This window comes from Paenibacillus sp. FSL M8-0334, from assembly GCF_038000405.1.
Taxonomy (GTDB): Bacteria; Bacillota; Bacilli; order Paenibacillales; family Paenibacillaceae; genus Paenibacillus_AQ; species Paenibacillus_AQ campinasensis.
This window is the reverse complement of the sequence record NZ_JBBOCH010000001.1, coordinates 1319106-1336530: the sequence shown is the minus strand read 5'-3', so window position 1 is coordinate 1336530 and position 17425 is coordinate 1319106. Positions and strand designations below refer to the sequence as shown.

The 17425-nt window shown below is 54.1% G+C and carries 16 protein-coding genes; 12 read left to right on the top strand and 4 right to left on the bottom strand.

Annotated elements, in window-relative coordinates; all coding sequences use genetic code 11:
• Nucleotides 1–73 precede the first annotated feature (73 nt).
• The 6 genes from MKX64_RS05780 (at nucleotide 74) to ilvA (ending at nucleotide 8790) form a co-directional block, all read left to right on the top strand.
• On the top strand, nucleotides 74–1471 hold the full coding sequence (locus MKX64_RS05780) for a carbohydrate ABC transporter substrate-binding protein (protein ID WP_196426442.1): 1398 nt from the start codon (nucleotides 74–76) through the stop codon (nucleotides 1469–1471).
• A 126-nt stretch (nucleotides 1472–1597) separates the two neighbouring features.
• The gene (locus tag MKX64_RS05775; RefSeq protein ID WP_095267196.1) at nucleotides 1598–2485 is read left to right on the top strand and encodes a carbohydrate ABC transporter permease; all 888 of its coding nucleotides are present in this window, start codon (nucleotides 1598–1600) and stop codon (nucleotides 2483–2485) included.
• A gap of 9 nt (nucleotides 2486–2494) precedes the next feature.
• Nucleotides 2495–3340: a carbohydrate ABC transporter permease gene (locus MKX64_RS05770; protein WP_095398645.1), complete on the top strand. Its 846-nt coding sequence runs from the start codon at nucleotides 2495–2497 to the stop codon at nucleotides 3338–3340.
• Between the two features lie 41 nt (nucleotides 3341–3381).
• The gene (locus MKX64_RS05765) at nucleotides 3382–4764 is read left to right on the top strand and encodes a peptidylprolyl isomerase (RefSeq protein ID WP_341035505.1); all 1383 of its coding nucleotides are present in this window, start codon (nucleotides 3382–3384) and stop codon (nucleotides 4762–4764) included.
• A 5-nt stretch (nucleotides 4765–4769) separates the two neighbouring features.
• Nucleotides 4770–7286 (top strand): discoidin domain-containing protein, encoded by a 2517-nt coding sequence (locus MKX64_RS05760; RefSeq protein ID WP_341035504.1) that lies wholly within the window; start codon nucleotides 4770–4772, stop codon nucleotides 7284–7286.
• Between the two features lie 235 nt (nucleotides 7287–7521).
• The gene (gene ilvA / locus MKX64_RS05755) at nucleotides 7522–8790 is read left to right on the top strand and encodes a threonine ammonia-lyase IlvA (RefSeq protein ID WP_095398648.1); all 1269 of its coding nucleotides are present in this window, start codon (nucleotides 7522–7524) and stop codon (nucleotides 8788–8790) included.
• A 117-nt stretch (nucleotides 8791–8907) separates the two neighbouring features.
• On the opposite strand, the gene MKX64_RS05750 is transcribed toward ilvA, so the two are convergent.
• A complete protein-coding gene (locus tag MKX64_RS05750; protein WP_095398649.1) occupies nucleotides 8908–9840 on the bottom strand; it encodes a hypothetical protein in 933 nt (310 codons plus the stop codon).
• A 121-nt stretch (nucleotides 9841–9961) separates the two neighbouring features.
• A complete protein-coding gene (locus MKX64_RS05745; RefSeq protein ID WP_095398650.1) occupies nucleotides 9962–10627 on the bottom strand; it encodes a DUF1129 family protein in 666 nt (221 codons plus the stop codon).
• Between the two features lie 291 nt (nucleotides 10628–10918).
• On the opposite strand from MKX64_RS05745, the gene MKX64_RS05740 reads away from it, so the two are divergent.
• The 3 genes from MKX64_RS05740 (at nucleotide 10919) to MKX64_RS05730 (ending at nucleotide 13049) form a co-directional block, all read left to right on the top strand.
• Nucleotides 10919–11221: a hypothetical protein gene (locus MKX64_RS05740; RefSeq protein ID WP_095398651.1), complete on the top strand. Its 303-nt coding sequence runs from the start codon at nucleotides 10919–10921 to the stop codon at nucleotides 11219–11221.
• A gap of 146 nt (nucleotides 11222–11367) precedes the next feature.
• Nucleotides 11368–12198 (top strand): alpha/beta hydrolase family protein, encoded by an 831-nt coding sequence (locus tag MKX64_RS05735; RefSeq protein WP_095398652.1) that lies wholly within the window; start codon nucleotides 11368–11370, stop codon nucleotides 12196–12198.
• Nucleotides 12199–12272: 74 nt separating this feature from the next.
• A complete protein-coding gene (locus tag MKX64_RS05730; protein ID WP_095398653.1) occupies nucleotides 12273–13049 on the top strand; it encodes a DODA-type extradiol aromatic ring-opening family dioxygenase in 777 nt (258 codons plus the stop codon).
• Between the two features lie 283 nt (nucleotides 13050–13332).
• Here MKX64_RS05730 and MKX64_RS05725 read toward each other — a convergent pair whose 3' ends face one another.
• Entirely contained in the window at nucleotides 13333–13869 is a 537-nt protein-coding gene (locus MKX64_RS05725) for a DoxX family protein (RefSeq protein WP_341035502.1), read from the bottom strand.
• A 370-nt stretch (nucleotides 13870–14239) separates the two neighbouring features.
• On the opposite strand from MKX64_RS05725, the gene MKX64_RS05720 reads away from it, so the two are divergent.
• Nucleotides 14240–14401 carry a hypothetical protein gene (locus tag MKX64_RS05720; RefSeq protein WP_176475664.1) on the top strand — a complete coding sequence of 54 codons (162 nt, stop codon included), beginning with the start codon at nucleotides 14240–14242 and terminating at the stop codon, nucleotides 14399–14401.
• Between the two features lie 208 nt (nucleotides 14402–14609).
• Here MKX64_RS05720 and MKX64_RS05715 read toward each other — a convergent pair whose 3' ends face one another.
• Nucleotides 14610–15146, bottom strand: a complete 537-nt coding sequence (locus tag MKX64_RS05715) for a DoxX family protein (RefSeq protein ID WP_155618415.1) — start codon at nucleotides 15144–15146, stop codon at nucleotides 14610–14612.
• A 316-nt stretch (nucleotides 15147–15462) separates the two neighbouring features.
• On the opposite strand from MKX64_RS05715, the gene MKX64_RS05710 reads away from it, so the two are divergent.
• The gene (locus MKX64_RS05710; RefSeq protein ID WP_155618416.1) at nucleotides 15463–16584 is read left to right on the top strand and encodes a DUF3048 domain-containing protein; all 1122 of its coding nucleotides are present in this window, start codon (nucleotides 15463–15465) and stop codon (nucleotides 16582–16584) included.
• 218 nt (nucleotides 16585–16802) lie between these two features.
• Nucleotides 16803–17417 (top strand): DUF47 domain-containing protein, encoded by a 615-nt coding sequence (locus tag MKX64_RS05705; RefSeq protein WP_095265641.1) that lies wholly within the window; start codon nucleotides 16803–16805, stop codon nucleotides 17415–17417.
• The last annotated feature ends 8 nt before the right edge of the window (nucleotides 17418–17425 follow it).

The following is a 17425-nucleotide window of genomic DNA, read 5'->3' as shown; positions in this document are numbered from 1 at the left end:
CCCCCTATAATTGTGGATAAGTCCAAATATAAGAAATGAGGTGGCTTTGCGTATGCGTAGGAGTCGTGTTGGCTTGAGCAAATGGGGGTTCAGGCAATTGGCCTGGGTGCTGATCTGTACCGTCATGCTGACGGCGTGCAGTTCAGGGAGCGGCAGAACGCCTGCGGCATCCGGAGGAGAGGCGGGCTCTGCCCCGAACGAGGAATCGGCCTCCGGCGGTACAACGTTTGAGAATAAGGAGCTGAACATCGCCGTGTTCGAGGGCGGATACGGCAGCGAATACTGGAAGGCGGTCATCGAAAGATTCGAAGCGGATTATCCCGGTGTGAAGGTGAACATGACCTCCAATCCTAAAATTATGGACATTATCAAGCCTCAGCTTGTCGCGGGCAACCCGCCGGATTTCATCTATGTCAGCCCCGACGAGAACACCGGAACGATCAAGGCGCTGGTGAAAGAAGGGGCGTTGATGGAGCTGAATGACGTATTTGATGGCCCTGCGCTGGATTCGGACCGTCCGCTGAAGGACAAACTGACCGACGGCCTGATGGCGTATATGCAGCCGAACGGAGACGGCAACATCTATTACGCGCCGAACTACATGTCCGTGCTCGGCATGTGGTACAACAAGCATCTGTTTGAAACAAAGGGATGGGAAGTGCCGGTCACTTGGGAGGATTTCTTCGCCTTGGGAGAGGTGGCTAAGGCGGAAGGAAGAGCGCTCTACACCTATCAGGGGATTTACCCAAGCTATAATGAGAGCGTTTTCTGGCCGGCGGTCGCTTCGGCTGGAGGACTGGAGGCGATGAACAAAGCGCTGTCTTACGAAGAAGGCGGCTTCACGCAGGACGCGGTGAAGCAGGTGATGGGTGTGTTCGAACGCATGGCTCAGAACGATGACGTGATGAAAGGCACGGTGGCGCTCAATCATACTCAGGCGCAAACGGAGTTCCTGAAAGGCGGCGCGCTGTTCATTCCGAACGGCAGCTGGTTCGAGAGCGAGATGGCGGATGCGCCAAGAGAGGAAGGATTCGAGTTCGGATTCCTCGGGGTGCCGGTGTTCAGCGAGGGTGACCAGGCCTATGTGCTCAGCAGCTTCGAGGCGATGTATATCCCGAACAAAGCGAAAAATCCCGAGCTGGCCAAGGAGTTTCTGCGCTACCAGTACAATGACGACATCGTGCAACTGAATGCGGAGAAATCGAATGGCGTGATGGCGGTCAAGGGCGCGGTGGAGCTGGCCAAGGACTATATCCCGGCCTCCGCCTATGAAGCCTTCAAGGTGTATGACGAGGGGGCGCTGCCGATGATGGTGCAGTGGAAGCAGACGCCGAAGTCCGAGGTCATCATCAATGACGAGCTGTTTAATCCGCTGGGCGATGTGATGAACAAAAAAATGACGGCAGACCAGTGGGCAGATAAAGTGGAGCAGGCTTCCGCCAAGCTGAGAAACCTGCTGAATCAGTCGTAAGTGTACAAGGGTCAGATTGAGGGCGTTTGAGAGATTGGAAGGGCGGCAACGGACGGTCAGGGCGGCAGCTCTGGCGCCTGGTTGCACCCCTTCTGCATCGCGAGCCGCCCGGTTAGGAGTGGAGTGATGAAGCACCGCGAGCGCAATCTATTCATTACGGCCTGTACGCTGCCGGCCTTGATCCTGTTTGCCGTATTCGCCTTGTACCCGTTTGGCAAAGCGTTTGTGATGGCTTTTTATGACTGGAGCGGCCTTAGCGAGCATGCCCGTTATATCGGACTGAACAATTTCAAGACGCTGTGGCAGGACGATATCGTCTGGAAGGCGCTGGTGAACAATCTGTTCTTGCTGCTGGTTGTTCCGGTGCTGACCATGGGGGCCTCGATGCTCTTTGCGGCTTTGCTGACACAGCGGAAGATCAAGGGGAAGAAGCTGTACCGCACCGTGTTTTTCTTTCCGAACGTGCTGTCGATTGTTGTCATTTCCGTACTGTGGTCCTTTGTGTACCACCCGACCTTCGGCATCCTGAATTCCTTTCTGGAGCTGATCGGGCTGGAGAGCTGGACGAGGGCCTGGCTCGGCGACAGCAGCACGGTGCTGTGGGCAATCGCGTTCCCGATGATCTGGCAGTCGATCGGCTATTACATGATCATCTACATCGCCGCCATCGAGGGCGTGCCGACCGATATGTATGAGGCGGCCAGCATCGACGGGGCGTCGGCGTTTCGGCAATTTCGCAGCCTGACATTTCCGCTGATCTGGAATGTGGTGCGGGTGACGATTGTATTTTTCCTCATTGGCGTGTTTAACGGGAGCTTTGCCTTTATCAAGGTGATGACCAATGCCGGACCGAACCACGGGTCGGAGGTGCTGATGACGTATATGTATTCCCAGGCTTTCAACAACGGCAATTTCGGATATGCGATGGCCATCGGCGTATTTATGCTGCTGATTACGGTCGGCCTGGCCCTGATCAGCGAAAAACTTACGGAAAGGGATTCCGTTGAATACTAGGTGATTGATATGACAACGAACGCGATTGCAGCCAAAGGCTGGCGTATTCTCACCACGCTGCTGCTGGCGCTGTATACCATTGTCGTCGTGTATCCGCTCGTGTGGACGGTATATTCGTCCTTCAAAACGACAGAGGAGTTCTATGCCAGTCCCTTCGCTTTGCCGCAGGGTCTGAGTCTGGACAATTATGTGAACGCGCTGGCGCGGTCGCGGATGGCGGAGTATTTTGTCAATTCGGTTGTGGTGACTGTGCTGGCGCTTATCCTGTGCAATGCGGCGGGATTCGCCGCAGCTTATGTGATGACAAGGTATCGGTTCCGCTTTCTCGCCGTGATCAAAAGATTCTATATCGCCGGCCTGTTCTTCCCGGCCGCATTCAGCATTGTGCCGCTGTTTATGCTGCTGAACCAGATGCATCTGCTCGATTCGAGCGCCGGGCTCAGCATCGTATACGCGGTCAGTGCGATTCCGTTCACGATTTATCTGCTGTCCGGCTTTCTGGCCAGCATTCCGAAGGACTATGAGGAGTCGGCCACCATCGACGGCTGCTCGCTGTTCGGCGTACTGATCCGGATCATTGCGCCGATGGCGAAGCCGGGGATCATTACGATTACGATTTTTAATGTGATGGGCTTCTGGAACGAATATATTTACGCCCTGTCCTTCATCTCCTCGGAGGGCAAGCGCACCCTGACGCTGGGGCTGGCTTATCTGATGGAGGTGCAGCGCTACGCGACCGATTGGGGCGCGCTGTTCGCCGGGCTGGTGCTGGTCATGGTTCCTACGCTGCTCATCTACGCGCTGCTGCAAAACCGCATCACCGCCGGACTCAATATGGGCGGACTGAAAGGGTGAGGAAGACTTGATCATCTAATCGCAGAAGGGAGAGATCGCTTATGTCGCGTGCGAAACAGACGAGGAAGCACAGCGGTGCGCCGAGCAGCGGGCCGGCCGGGGGCAGGATGGAGACCGAAGGCCGGGCTCAGGCCGGACGCACCGAAGCGGCTCGGGCCGGGACTGCCGGAAGCGATTCCGGACGCGCCGAGGGCAAGAGGCTTGCCCGGAAGCGCACGGACGGAACGAAGGCGGGGACGGGGCTGTCCGCGCGGGCTCGGGGGTGGAGGCCGCTGCAGGGCCGCACCCCGGTCCACGGCCGCCCCCCGATTCGGGACCGCACACCGCTTCATAGCGGCACTCCGATTCGGGACCGAAGGCCGATCTTGGGCAAGGGCGCTTTATGGGGCGCCCTGCTGCTGATCGTTCTCGCGGCTTCGGCCGGGCTCAGCCTGACCTTGTCGGCGTCCCGGGATGAACACCGGACAGTGGCCACGGTGAACGGCGAGCCGATTGCCGAGGGCGAGGTGGAAGCCCTGATGGAGCGGCTGAAGCCGGAGGTGCGGAATTACTTCAGCCGGCAGGGGCTGAAGGTGGATTCGGCGGCGTTCTGGGAGCAGGAGCATCGCGGGGAGCAGCCGATCCAGGTGCTGCGGGCGCGGGCGATGGAGGAGGCGGTCCGCCGGAAGCTGGAGACGGTGCTGGCGAAACAATATGGGCTGATCGGCTTCACGACCTATGCGGAGCTGCAGCAGGCCCACCAGCAGGAGAACGAACGCCGCAAGGAGGCGGTGGCGCGCGGGGAGGTTATCTACGGCCCGGTAACCTATAGCGAAATCGAGTATGCCAATTACTTGATCAGCAATGTGCGCATCCGGCTGAAATCGGAGATGAGCAAATCGCCGGACGATCCGCTCTATGTAACTGATGGCGAAGCGGAGGCGAGCTACCTCTCCCATCAGGCGCAGTGGGATGCCACGTCCGAGTCGATAACGATCCGCATCATTTCGGTGCCGTACCATACGGCAGAGGAGCGGGCGTCGTCCTACGAGACAGCGCTTAGCGCGGCAGAGGAGCTGGAGCAGGGGATCAGCTTCGAGGAAGTATCGCGCAAATACAACCGCGAAGGCGAGATATTGACCCGGCGTTTCACCCCGGATACCTACAAGGAGGATATTCGGGCTTCCTATAACCTGCTGACCGCCGCCCAGGGGCTGGATCGGGGGCAATACAGCCCGGAGCCGGTGGAAAGCGGCGGCAGCTGGAACATTGTGCAGTTGACCGACAGAAGCAGTGAAGGGGGGGATGACCACCAGCGCAGGCTTGATTCTGTCCGAAGGAGCGTTATTGATGAGAAGTATGAAGCTTACGTAGAGGAACTCATGCACACGGCAATGGTTGAAATTCGGGATGAACGCTATGAAAACGCATGGAAGGGAGAATGAGACGATTGAGAAAATGGCTCTGTTATATCTTAATGATCACCCTTGTGTCTACGTCCACCGCCGCCTTCGCCCCGGTGGGGGCCACCTATGCGGAGGAGGGTCCGTCTGCGGTGAAGGATGAAGTGAACACGATCGGTACCGATTATTATGTGGACGCCACCGGCGGGGACGACAGTCATGACGGAACATCTCCGGCGCGGGCATGGCGCTCGTTCGAGCCGGTCAATGCCAAGACGTTTGGGCCGGGAGACCGCATCCTGCTGAAGGCCGGCGAGGTGTGGGAGAATCAGCAGCTGTGGCCGAAGGGCAGCGGAGCGGAAGGCGCGCCGATTATCATTGATATGTACGGCGATCCGGAGCTTGGCAAGCCGTACATTGCGATCAACGGCAACGTGCCGACACCGGTCTACCTGGAGGGCACCACCTGGAAGAAGGATTATGACAAGGTGGGACGCACGGGAGCCGTCGTGCTGATGAATCAGCAGTATTACGAAATTCGCAATCTGGAAATTTCCAATGATGATGATTTCGAGCATGATATTAACGTGCCGGGAACGGAGCGGCAGGTGGTGCGGGACGGGATCAGCATTTCCATCCATGCGGACTTGCTGAAAGACGGGGACGACAAGGTGATGAACTATTTTCGGATCTCGGATAACTACATCCATGATATTGACGGGGTGACGACCTGGCAGCGCATGCATTATGGCGGGATCAACTTTCAGGTGTTCGGGTCCAAGCCCTACACAGCGTATGAGGATGATGCGTACTATTTTCAGGATGTGAGAATCGAGAATAACCATTTCTACAAAACAGAGCTGCATGCCATTCAGTTCGCCTTCAACTGGTTCGATGACCTTGGCAATTGGGAGCAGGACTGGATCTGGAGCAAAAACATGTACAGCCGCGACGTCTACATCGGGCACAACTATGCGGAAAGTATCGGCCAAGGGGCGATCCAGCTCGCCAACACCAAGAACATGACGGTGGAATACAACGTCGTGAACGGATTTCTGCAGCGGTATGACTCGATATCAGCTGGCCTGTACGCCTGGTGCAGCCAGGATGTCGTGCATCAGTTCAACGAAGTGTACGGCGGCACCTCGGCATTCTATGACGGGACGGCGTTTGACTTCGAGTTCACGAGCCGCAACGTGGTGTACCAATACAATTACACCCATGACAATCCGGCTGGCTGGATGGCCTACATGGGACGGGCGGCCGGCAATGTCGCCAGATACAACCTGAGTGTCAACGATAACGGGGTGCTGATCAAGAATCAGCTGCATGTGAACTGGACCCCGGCTTATTTTGTGAATAACGTGTTTGTGTATGACGGGGCGATTGCGGAAGTGCATGATGAAGAGATCAAATCGCCGATGTATTTCTATAACAACATCTTCTATAACTACAATACGGAGACGCCGACCACCTGGGCGCGCAGAGTTTCCGGCGGCATCCCGGGCACGCAGAACATGATCTTCCAGAACAATGCGATCTATGAAGCGAGCGGCCTTCGCGGGGAGCATGAGCCGGTGGATCTGTACAAAATCACGGTTGATCCGCAATTCGTGGGTGATCCGACCCAATATGGCACGGGCTTGTACGAGGGTACGCAGAGCTTCAAGCTGAAGGAAACGTCCCCGCTTATCAATCAAGGGCGGTATGTTCCGCAGGTGGGGACGGTCGATTATTACGGTAATCCGAACTATCGCGATGGCGGCATCGATATCGGGATTCATGAGGTGCAGATCGGCAGCTACGCGGCTCCGGAAGACCGGGTCGTGTATGATTATCAGCCGCAGCTCAGCTATGCCCGGCCGGACAATCTGCTGTTAAGCCTGAATGCGGAGGATGTGTCGGTGTCGCATGAGGCGCCTGGGCAGGACAAAAAGTTACTGATTGACGGGGATCTGGACACGAGATGGCAGACGTCAGACCGGGTGCCGACGGTCGAGTCGCCGACCTCGATCACCTTCGATTTAGGCTCGCCTCAGACGTTTGGCCGCTTCGTGATTCGCCAGCAGGAGCCGCGAATTGGCGATTATGAGCTGCAGTATTCCGCAGACGGCAATGCGTGGACAACGGTGAGAACCGGGACGCTCGTGAATATCCGGGATTATGTGCTTGACTTCGACAATGTGAAGGGACGGTACTTCCGCCTGAACGTGACGTCGGCCCGCGCTCGGGGCTCGCTTCCGTTCAACGAGGTGGAGCTGTATGACCGGACGCCGATGGCGCCGCGCCTCGATATCACGAAGCTGGAATATTCCAAGAGCGCCCTGGACCGGAATACGTCCACGAAGGTGTTCCTGGAGAAGAACGGGAATGAATTTGCAGGCATTAAATACAAGGGCGCCGATCTCCGGGAAGGGGTAGACTACACGGTGAACAATGTGCGGATTGATCTGACCCGGAGCTTCCTGGACAGCCTGAAGAACGGCAATCATGTGCTGCATTTTGAATTCAAACCGGACAAAGGCAAGAAGTCGGTTCCGCTGAAGGTGGACATCCGGAATTAAGGGTTCCGCTCTTCTATCATAAGGACGCTAAGAACCAGCGCGCACCTCGAGGTGTGCGCTGTTCTGTGTATCGTGGTGGGGTACTCTTAGGCTATCCGGCAATGATCTGGCGGGAATATGCCAGAAAGGGCGAGAAATTTTCATGAAAAGTGTTACAATGGTAGGAAAGAACGATTCAAGGCTGCAACATGGCTTCATGCATACATGGCGGCGAAGTGGAGTGTGATCAGGAGAAATGGAAGAAACCTATACATCAAGAAGGCTAGTCAGCATGGAAGACATCGTGCGCGCCCATCACGTCCTTCGCGAAGTGATTGTGCGGACGCCGCTTCAGAGAGATGCCGTGCTGTCGGCCAAGTATGATTGTGACGTATATTTGAAGCGCGAGGATTTGCAGGTTGTTCGCTCCTTCAAGATTCGAGGGGCCTACAATATGATCCGCAGCTTGTCCGAGCAGGAGCGGGAGGCGGGCATCGTGTGTGCCAGTGCGGGGAATCATGCCCAAGGCGTGGCCTTTTCCTGCAATGCGCTGGAGATCAAGGGCAAAATCTACATGCCGAGCACAACCCCGAACCAGAAGGTGAAGATGGTCAAGCGTTTTGGCGGCGGTTATGTCGAGGTCATTCTGATCGGGGACACGTTTGATGATGCCTACCATGAAGCGATGAAAGCGTGCAATGAACACGGGATGACCTTCATTCATCCGTTTGATGAAGCGAAGATCATTGCGGGCAACGGCACCATTGGCATGGAAATCATGGAAGATATGGACACGCCGGCGGATTATATGTTTGTGACGATTGGCGGAGGCGGGCTTGCGGCTGGAGTCGCTACGTATGTGAAAACAGTCAGTCCCTCAACGAAGCTGATCGGCGTCGAGCCGTCCGGTGCGGCTTCCATGATGGAGGCGCTCAAGCAGGGGGAAGTGGTGACGATGGACGAAATCGACAAGTTCGTCGATGGCGCCGCCGTCAAGCGTGTCGGCCAGCTGACCTATGACATCTGCAGCGGGCTGCTGGACGATATCGTGACGGTCCCGGAAGGTAAGGCGTGCACAACCATTCTGGAGCTGTATAACGAAAATGCCATCGTTGTGGAACCGGCCGGCTCGCTGGCGGTGGCGGCGCTTGACCTGAACCGGGAGCTGATTCGAGGGAAGAAGGTCGTCTGCATTATCAGCGGCGGCAACAACGATATCGACCGGATGCAGGAGATCAAGGAGCGCTCCCTGATCTATGAAGGATTGAAGCATTACTTCATGATCAACTTTCCGCAGCGTGCGGGGGCACTCCGCGAGTTTCTGGAGGAAGTGCTTGGGCCTGATGATGACATCGCCCGCTTCGAATATACGAAGAAGCACAACAAGGAGAACGGCCCGGCCCTTGTCGGCATCGAGCTGCTTCGGCCGGAGGATTACGAGCCGCTGATCGAGCGCATGCAGCGCAAGGGCATTCAATATACGGAACTGAACAAGAATATGAATCTGTTCAATCTGCTCATCTGAGACGCGGTGTCTCCGATGCGGATTCAAGGGATTTCTTGAACGAAAAAAGAGCGATCCATCGCCCCCGGGTGTTTCCGGCGCGATAGATCGCTTTTTACGTATGAGTTGGTTTGCCGCTTAGCTGTTCGGTACCAGATCGGCCCGATACTTCCATACCTCTTGGGTCAGCTTTCCGTCATTGTCCTTCAGGATATCATACCAGCCCTTCAGCTTGGTCAGGAAGCTGCTGCCGGATAGATCGCCGCTGACCGCCTTGCGGATCGCTTCCAGCGCTTCCGGATTGACGGTGTTGGAGGTGTACTGGAACAGCGGGGTGTTGTTATAGCCGTAGAACAGGCTGATCTCGTTGAATTTCAGCATCTGTCTCACGTCTTTGGCACGGTTGGAGTTCGGATGGTTCTTCAGGAACACCTCCTGCGCAAGCGCGCGCTCAATGACCTCCGACCATGGGATGACCAGCGCTGCATCACTCACGGCGACCTTCTCGGATTCCACCACCATGATGTCGATGTAATCCTGAATATCCTTGCTGATATAAGGCTTGTAGGGCAGCAAGGTTTTGTAGTCGATAATCGGGAACACAACCCCCTCGGCGGTATGAAGCCGATAGCCGCTATCCCTCAAATCCGCTAGCAGGCTGCGGAGGTTCGTGTCCTTGATTTTGCTGATGGTTGTATTGATCGGTTCCCCGTACTTGTACACTTTCATAATCGTTTCCTGGGTGCCGGGGGTGAACATCCTGTCGGTATATGCGCCAAGCTTTGCATTCATGGCATTCTCAAGCCTCAGCACAAGCAGGGTAGCCTGGTACTGGCTGACACTTCGAATATGCTTCGTAATATACGCTTTGGCGTAAGGAATGTCCTTCTCCTTCAGCAGCTTGACCGCTTTGTTATATACGGCCTTGGCATAAGCTGCTGCTTTGCTTGACGACGATGTCGTCTGATCTGTGGCGGATGCGGCTATTGCAGCACCGGAAACAGCGAAAGTCTGAAAAGATAAGGCGAGTACAACAATCATGGCTGCTGCTGACATTTTTGATTTCATCATGGAACACTCCCTATTTTCCACATTTCCCCTATCTTAACATTATCTTAGCTTAAGAAGATGACAATGTGGGTGACAAAAGTTGAACTTTTTGTCATTCTGTCGGATGCAGTCATGCCACCGGTCAGGTTCTTCTGAACAGCAGTCTCGTGCCCAGAAGTCCGATCAGGAAGAGGAGCAGACTGGTTCCGGGATGAAGGCTCAGTACCGGGAGCCATTGATCGAGCCAGAAGCCTATGGCAATAATGACGATTGCGATAACGGCATAGATGGCGATTCCGCGCACATGGACCGTCGGCTTGGTTTTGGGGTCGGTCTGAGCACTGCTTTTTGTAAGTCCATTCATCACGAGATTGATCAGCACGGAAGCGCCCGCTGCCAGCAGGATCAGGGTCGAAATCGGAATTTGGCGCGCTCGCTCAAGCGGACCGCCGATCCATAACGTCACAAAGCCGATCAAGGCATGAATGAGAAAAAACCACGTCAATGCGATCCAGGGAATCATGAGCTGGTATTGAAGCCGGGACATGCTCTTTCTCTCCGGGAGCTGCTGGGCGAGCTTGCGGCAATAGGCCTCCGGATGTTCCCCGAACACTTCTTCAGCTGTTTTGCCTTCAGCCTGTGCTTCAAGCAGCTGCTTGGCGATGTCCAGCAGAAGCGCCTCGCCCCTTGCTTCCTGCCCTCTTGTGGTGCGGATGTATACGACCATATCTGTATAGTACGCCAGGTTGGAGGGCGTCATGGCTTCCTGAAGCTTGTTGTTTTCTTGTATCATCTGTCTTATGTTCATGGCTGTTGTCCTCCACGGTGTAAAATGAGTTTTATCCTTGTTTTAAGCGTTCCCCAGCGTTCCTGGAATGGCCGGGGCGACGCGTTTCCTTTTTTCGTCAGGGCGTTTGAAGCGACCTGTAATAGCATAATGGGATCGGGTCCTGCCATGCAAGATGGTAGGCGAGGACCGAAGGCGGGGAGGGTGTCACTTTTGTGAACGGAGTATAATTCCGACATTCCTACTTCACAATAATAACTATTCGGAATCATGATAAAGCCCTAAGTTACAGGGCGGTAAAGGAGGATTAACATGGCTGACAATGACAACGATCAGTTTCACAATCACCAGGAGCGTTTTCCAGGCAGAGAGGATACCGGGCAAGGTTTGAACACTTTGCAGGCTGGCAGCTCGGCGGATGCACGGCGCAGCAATACCGGCGACTGGAAGGTTGGCCGGCCGGTGGAGGGCGATGTCGAGCAGATCGAAGACACGGAATTCGCCAAAGAAACGCTGTGGGGGGAAGACAACGCCGGAGAGAATGACGAAAGCTGGATGAGACAATGGAACGGGCGCGAAGAGACACACGCCATGTTCCGTCAAAGCTATGAATAAGCAGAGGCCGTCGTTTCATCAGGCATAACCCTCCGCATTGACAATCCCGCGATCCCAATGCTAAGATAAGTTCAAATATTAATCTTATTAAACTTATCGGAATTTGTTTAATTGGAAATTGAAGTTGATCGTGGGGAGGATTCGGCATGGAGCGGCAAATTACAATCCGGCACAATCAGGAGGAAATGACAGCAACGATACATTATCCCGCTGCGGGGGGAAGTGAGAAGACAGGCAGATGCAGCCGCATTCCGCTGGTTGTCATCTGCCATGGCTTCGTCGGGAGCCGCATCGGGGTGGATCGGCTGTTCGTCAAGACGGCACGCCAGCTGTCCGCGGAGGGGTATATGGTGATCCGCTTCGATTACATCGGCTGTGGCGAGAGCTCGGGCTGCTATGGCAGCGAAGGACTGGAGTCGATGATTGCCCAGACGCGAAGCGTTCTTGATTACGGGGTGAGCTGCGCCGATGTCGATCCGACCCGCGTGACACTGATCGGACACAGTCTTGGCGGTGCGGTGGCGATTCACACAGCGGTCAGAGACCGCCGGGTTAAAAATCTGGTGCTCTGGGCGGCGGTAGGCTATCCGTTTAACGATATTGTGAAAATCACGGGACGCGACGTCTACGACACGTCCGTGAAGGAAGGCAAAGCGGATTACCTTGGCTATGAGCTGACGCCGGTATTCTTCGAATCGCTGGCAACGGTGCAGCCGTTCCAGGAAGCGGTGCGATTCGCGGGGAATGTGCTGGTCATTCACGGGACGTCGGATGAAATCATTCCGGTCGACTACGCATTTCTGTACCAGAAGGTATTCTGGATGCGGCAGGAGGGCCGGTGCGATAAAGAGATCATCTTCCAGGGCGACCATACATTCTCGGCGGGCCCGCAGCGGGAGCAGCTTCTCAACCGCACGACAGCGTGGCTGAACGGGCTTGAGTCGGCCCAGCAGGAATGGCAGCACTGGATGATATAAACGTATTTGGCATGGCGGGCGGTTAACGGTTACAATAGAGTTGTCCCTTGATTATGAAGCTGGAGGTGGCATCGATGACGTTATCCGCTTTATTTATTGCCCACGGCTCGCCGATGATGGCGCTTGAGAACAACGAATATACCCGTTTTCTGGAACGTCTGGGCCAAGAGCTGCCGACTCCAAAAGGAATTGCCGTCTTCTCGGCCCACTGGGATGATGCGGATCAACGAATGACCGGAGACCAGCAGCATCAGACCATGCATGATTTTTACGGCTTTCCGGAGGAGATGTACCAACTGACGTATCCAGCTCCAGGAAGCGCGGAACTGACGGCTCGCATCAGCGCCTGTTTCGAGGCAGGCAATCTGCATGCCAAGACCGTAACCGGCAGGGGACTGGATCATGGCGCTTGGGTGGTTCTGAAGAAGATGTACCCGGCGGCCGACATCCCGGTTATCGCCTTATCGGTGGATTCCAAGCGTTCTCCGAAGGAGCAATATGATATTGGCGCAATGCTGTCCGAATTGCGGCAGGAAGGCATCCTGATTATCGGGAGCGGCGGCCTGGTTCATAATTTGCGAATGATCCATGAGAGCGAGGAGCCGGATAACTGGGCAGTGGAATTTGATGAGTGGATTGCGGAGCAGCTGGCTAGCTGGAATCTCCCTTCACTGTTTAATTATGACAAAAAAGCGCCCCATGCCCGCCACGCCGTGCCTTCTTACGGAATGGAGCATTTTGTTCCTCTGTTCTATGCGATGGGAGCTGCCGATAATGGCCGCAAGGCAAAGCGATTGTTCCAATCTTACCAATATGGCAGTTTGAGCTTGAACTGCTGGTCATTTGAATAAGAGATGATAAGGCGCCGGGCTTGGTTATCCAAGCTCGGCTTTTGTTGTGCGCGTAAGGAGCGGGAGTTGGCCGAACTGGGTAATTTACGGAACAATGCGTGTTCAGCACTGCGAAGGCGGCTCGACTTCCGATTAATAGGCATTCGGTTGGTGATGATGGTAGCCCACCCTAATATAAAAGGTGATCGAGAAGTTGTCTCGATCACCTTCGGGGGAGTATAAGATTGGGAGTTACACTTTATGCTGACCTGGGTCGAGGATGATCAAGCTCCTCATCCAGGCGTTAAGCCGTTTGTTTTTTCATGCGGGCTGCCGGTGTATGTCTGTCATAGCCCTTGCGGGTCCATTTGGTCCACAGTCCGCGAAGGAAAGGAAGCACCCAGCGGTCGAAGCCGATTTTGCCGGCGTTGGCAGCAGCGACGATGATAAGGACTTCAATCAGCAGCAGCTGCACGTTGGTGCTCACTGTGCCCGACAGGAGGAACGCAGCGTTCATCACGAGTCCCATCAGTGCGGCGAAGGTGGTGAAGGTACCGAGAATCAGTCCGAGACCGACGAGGACTTCACCGACCGGGATGAGGAAGTTGAAGAACTTCACGCCCGGGAGAGCAGCATGTTCGAGGAAGGCGGCCCACCAGCCTTGCACTGCCGGATGGTCACCGGCTGCCTTGGCGATGGCGCCTTGCAGGAAGCCTCCGGCATCGAAGCTGCCGGTTAGTTTGCCCCAGCCAGCGGTTAACCACTCATACCCGATGTAGATCCGCAGCACTGTCAAGAGCCACATTGCAACTTTGTTGTTTCTCAGCCAATTGTTAAACATATGAACCACTCCTTGGTTTGATATTTATTTTTGTTTTGGATCAGCGCCGCTGGACTTGATTAAGGTGAGGCGCTGTTTGTTTATCAGATGATCATCTCTTCCTTACATCTTCATTATAAGTGAAAAAAATCACAATATATGTGATTTAAATCACATTATACTCAAAATTTTAATTGCTTATTTTTTGGAGAGTGCAGACTCCCTGTTGGGGTGGGGGTTAGCATCATGATCCCGTTTGATCAGGCAGCTTCCTGAATCAAAGGGATCATGATGCAAGCGTGGTGCGAGACAACAAACATGTCTCAAGATTAGAAACCATCTGATCATGGGGGCGTAATAATACGTATCTATGTACACGGAGGCGATGAGGATGGAAAATTACTTTGTGGGTTGGGGAACCTTGGCATTGATCAATGCGGGGCTCGCCCAAGGGAAAAATCGCAGCGGCCTTAACTGGTTCTTCATCTCGTTATTGCTCGGTCCGTTAGCGACCTTTCTGATTGTTGTTTTTGCCAAACTGCCGGAGCAGTGAGCCGATTGGAAGCTGCATCTGCAATTGTGTGAAAAGGGGACTATGGACAACATGAAGCCATGCAATACAAGTGATCATGCGCCTTCTGAAACTCAATAGACAAAAGGCGACCGAGACATGCTCGATCACCTTTAGGGGATTGCCTGGGATTTTCATCCCAGCTGTATGTGAGTCAGGAAGGAGGATGCACCCATCCTCCAATCCCGTGTTAAGCCGTTTGTTTTTTCATGCGGGCTGCCGGTGTATGTCCGTCATAGCCCTTGCGGGTCCATTTGGTCCACAGTCCGCGAAGGAAAGGGAGCACCCAGCGGTCGAAGCCGATTTTGCCGGCGTTGGCAGCAGCGACGATGATGAGGACTTCAATCAGCAGCAGCTGCACGTTGGTGCTCACTGTGCCCGACAGGAGGAACGCAGCGTTCATCACAAGTCCCATCAGTGCGGCGAAGGTGGTGAAGGTACCGAGAATCAGTCCGAGACCGACGAGGACTTCACCGACCGGGATGAGGAAGTTGAAGAACTTCACGCCCGGGAGGGCAGCATGCTCGAGGAAGGCGGCCCACCAGCCTTGCACCGCCGGATGGTCACCGGCTGCCTTGGCGATGGCGCCTTGCAGGAAGCCTCCTGCATCGAAGTTGCCGGTTAGTTTGCCCCAGCCAGCGGTTAACCACTCATACCCGATGTAGATCCGAAGGACCGTCAAGAGCCACATTGCAACTTTGTTGTTTCTCAGCCAATTGTTAAACATATGAACCACTCCTTGGTTTGATATTTATTTTTGTTTTGGATTAGCGCCGCTGGACTTGAAAAGGTGAGGCGCTGTTTGTTTATCAGATGATCATCTCTTCCTTACACCTTCATTATAAGTGAAAAAAATCACAATATATGTGATTTAAATCACATTATACTCAAAATTTTAATTGTTTATTTTTGGACTATAGCCAATTTCGCTGGTTTTTCTTATGACAATACAGACAAAGCCCGTCATTTATGATTAAATGAATGTTGAAGTTTAAGTAAGGGTCTGAACTTACGCATGGGAGTGCGAAGCTAGGGGGAGAACGATGAGTCACAATGCCAATACACGAACGAAGTTAAGGTCAGTCTGGAAAATAGCGCTGTTATCCGCCGCAGCAGTTATGCTGCTGTCTGCCTGCAACAGCAATCCGAAGGAAGAGTCGCAGCCGGAAATCCCGGTCGCGGTGGAGACACCGGTTGAGGAGCCGGCAACGGCAGAGGGCGAGGCACCTTATACAGCTCCGCTGACAGGCATGCCATTGGAGGAGCCGGTTACGCAGCGGCCGCTTGCAGTCATGATCAACAACGCGCCGGCGGCCAGACCGCAGTCCGGTCTGGGACAAGCGGATATCGTGGTCGAGGTGCTGGCAGAAGGCGGAATTACGCGACTGGTCGGCATCTATCAGAGCCAGAGCGGCATCGATACCATCGGTCCGATTCGCAGCATCCGCCCGTATTTGATCGAGCTGGGCGAGAGCTATGGCGGATTGTTGGTCCATGCCGGCGGAAGCCCGGAGGCCTATGCGATCATTCAACAGCAGGGCAAGGCAGACCTGGATGAAATCGGAAACGCAGGTGCCTACTTCTGGCGGGACAGCTCCCGGAAGGCGCCGCATAATCTCTATGCCAGTGACGAGAAGCTGCGTGAAGGCGCGGACAAGCTTGGTTACAGCAGCGAGGTTCCAATTCCTGAATACACGTTCTATCCATCGGAGAATGCGGAATCCGGGGATGCGGTGGCTGTTTCGGGAGCGGAAGGCGGAGAAGCAGCAGCCAAGGTGGAGCTTACCTTTTTACTGAAAAATTATGTGGTCGGTTACGAATATGACCCGGAAGCCAACGTGTACAAGCGCACGATCAACGGCAACCCTCATATTGACCTGAATGATAATGAGCAGCTCAAGGCATCGAATGTGATGGTGCTTGGCGCCGATCATAAAGTGCTGGATGATGTCGGTCGTTTGGCCATCGACCTCGAACGCGGGGGCGAAGCGATGCTGTTCCAGAATGGCCGGGTGATCAAGGGGCAATGGGTCCGGGCTGCGGGCGATGTCATTCGTTTTGTGAAGGACGGGCAGGAGGTGCCGTTCGTTCCAGGCACAACCTATTTGAATATTGTTCCGAATGATCCTCCTTTTGAGAGCCATCTTACGATTACGAATCCGTAAGGGAGCGTAAGGATGAAACGCGGCAAATCGGGCACATTATGACAGAAATTACACTTGTTTTAACACCCTGTTTATGTCATGAATGATAATGAATGAGATTTCTGAAAATTTCTTTTCTATACACAGCTTCCATCGGATGTGATAAGATAATCAAGGTTGTCTAGACATCTTACCGTTTGCGTTCGCGGCGATTATCCACAAAAGGGGTTAAAAAGCACATGAGACTAAAGAAGAAAGATATATTCTTTCAAACACTGGAAAATATGGCCGATACGATCGTACAAGCCGCCGATTATTTCTCACAGCATGTGACCAAGCTTGATGATGTCCTTGAATTTGCGAATGAGATGAAGAAGTATGAATCGAAGTGTGATTCGTTCACACATACGATCATCACTGAACTCAACAAAACATTTATCACACCGATCGAACGCGACGATATTATGGATCTGGCAACCAGCATGGATGATGTAATGGACGGACTAGAGGCGACGGCATCCCGGTTCTATATGTATCAACTGGGTCAGCCGGATAATTACATGATTCAATTTGCAGAAATTTTGCGTCAGTCTGCTTATGAGATTCAGAAGGCGATTCATCTTCTGTCGGAGAAAAAGCTGCTGGCCATACGGGAGTACACGATCCGCCTGAACGATCTGGAGAACCAGGGGGATGAACTGCTCCGCATCTGCACGAAAGACCTGTTCGCCTCCGTATCTGATCCGATTGAGCTGATCAAGCGCAAGGAAATTTATGAGCGCCTTGAGACGACGACGGACACCTGCGAAGACGTAGCCAATATGCTTGAATCGATTATCATGCGTAATTCGTAAGGGAGTCC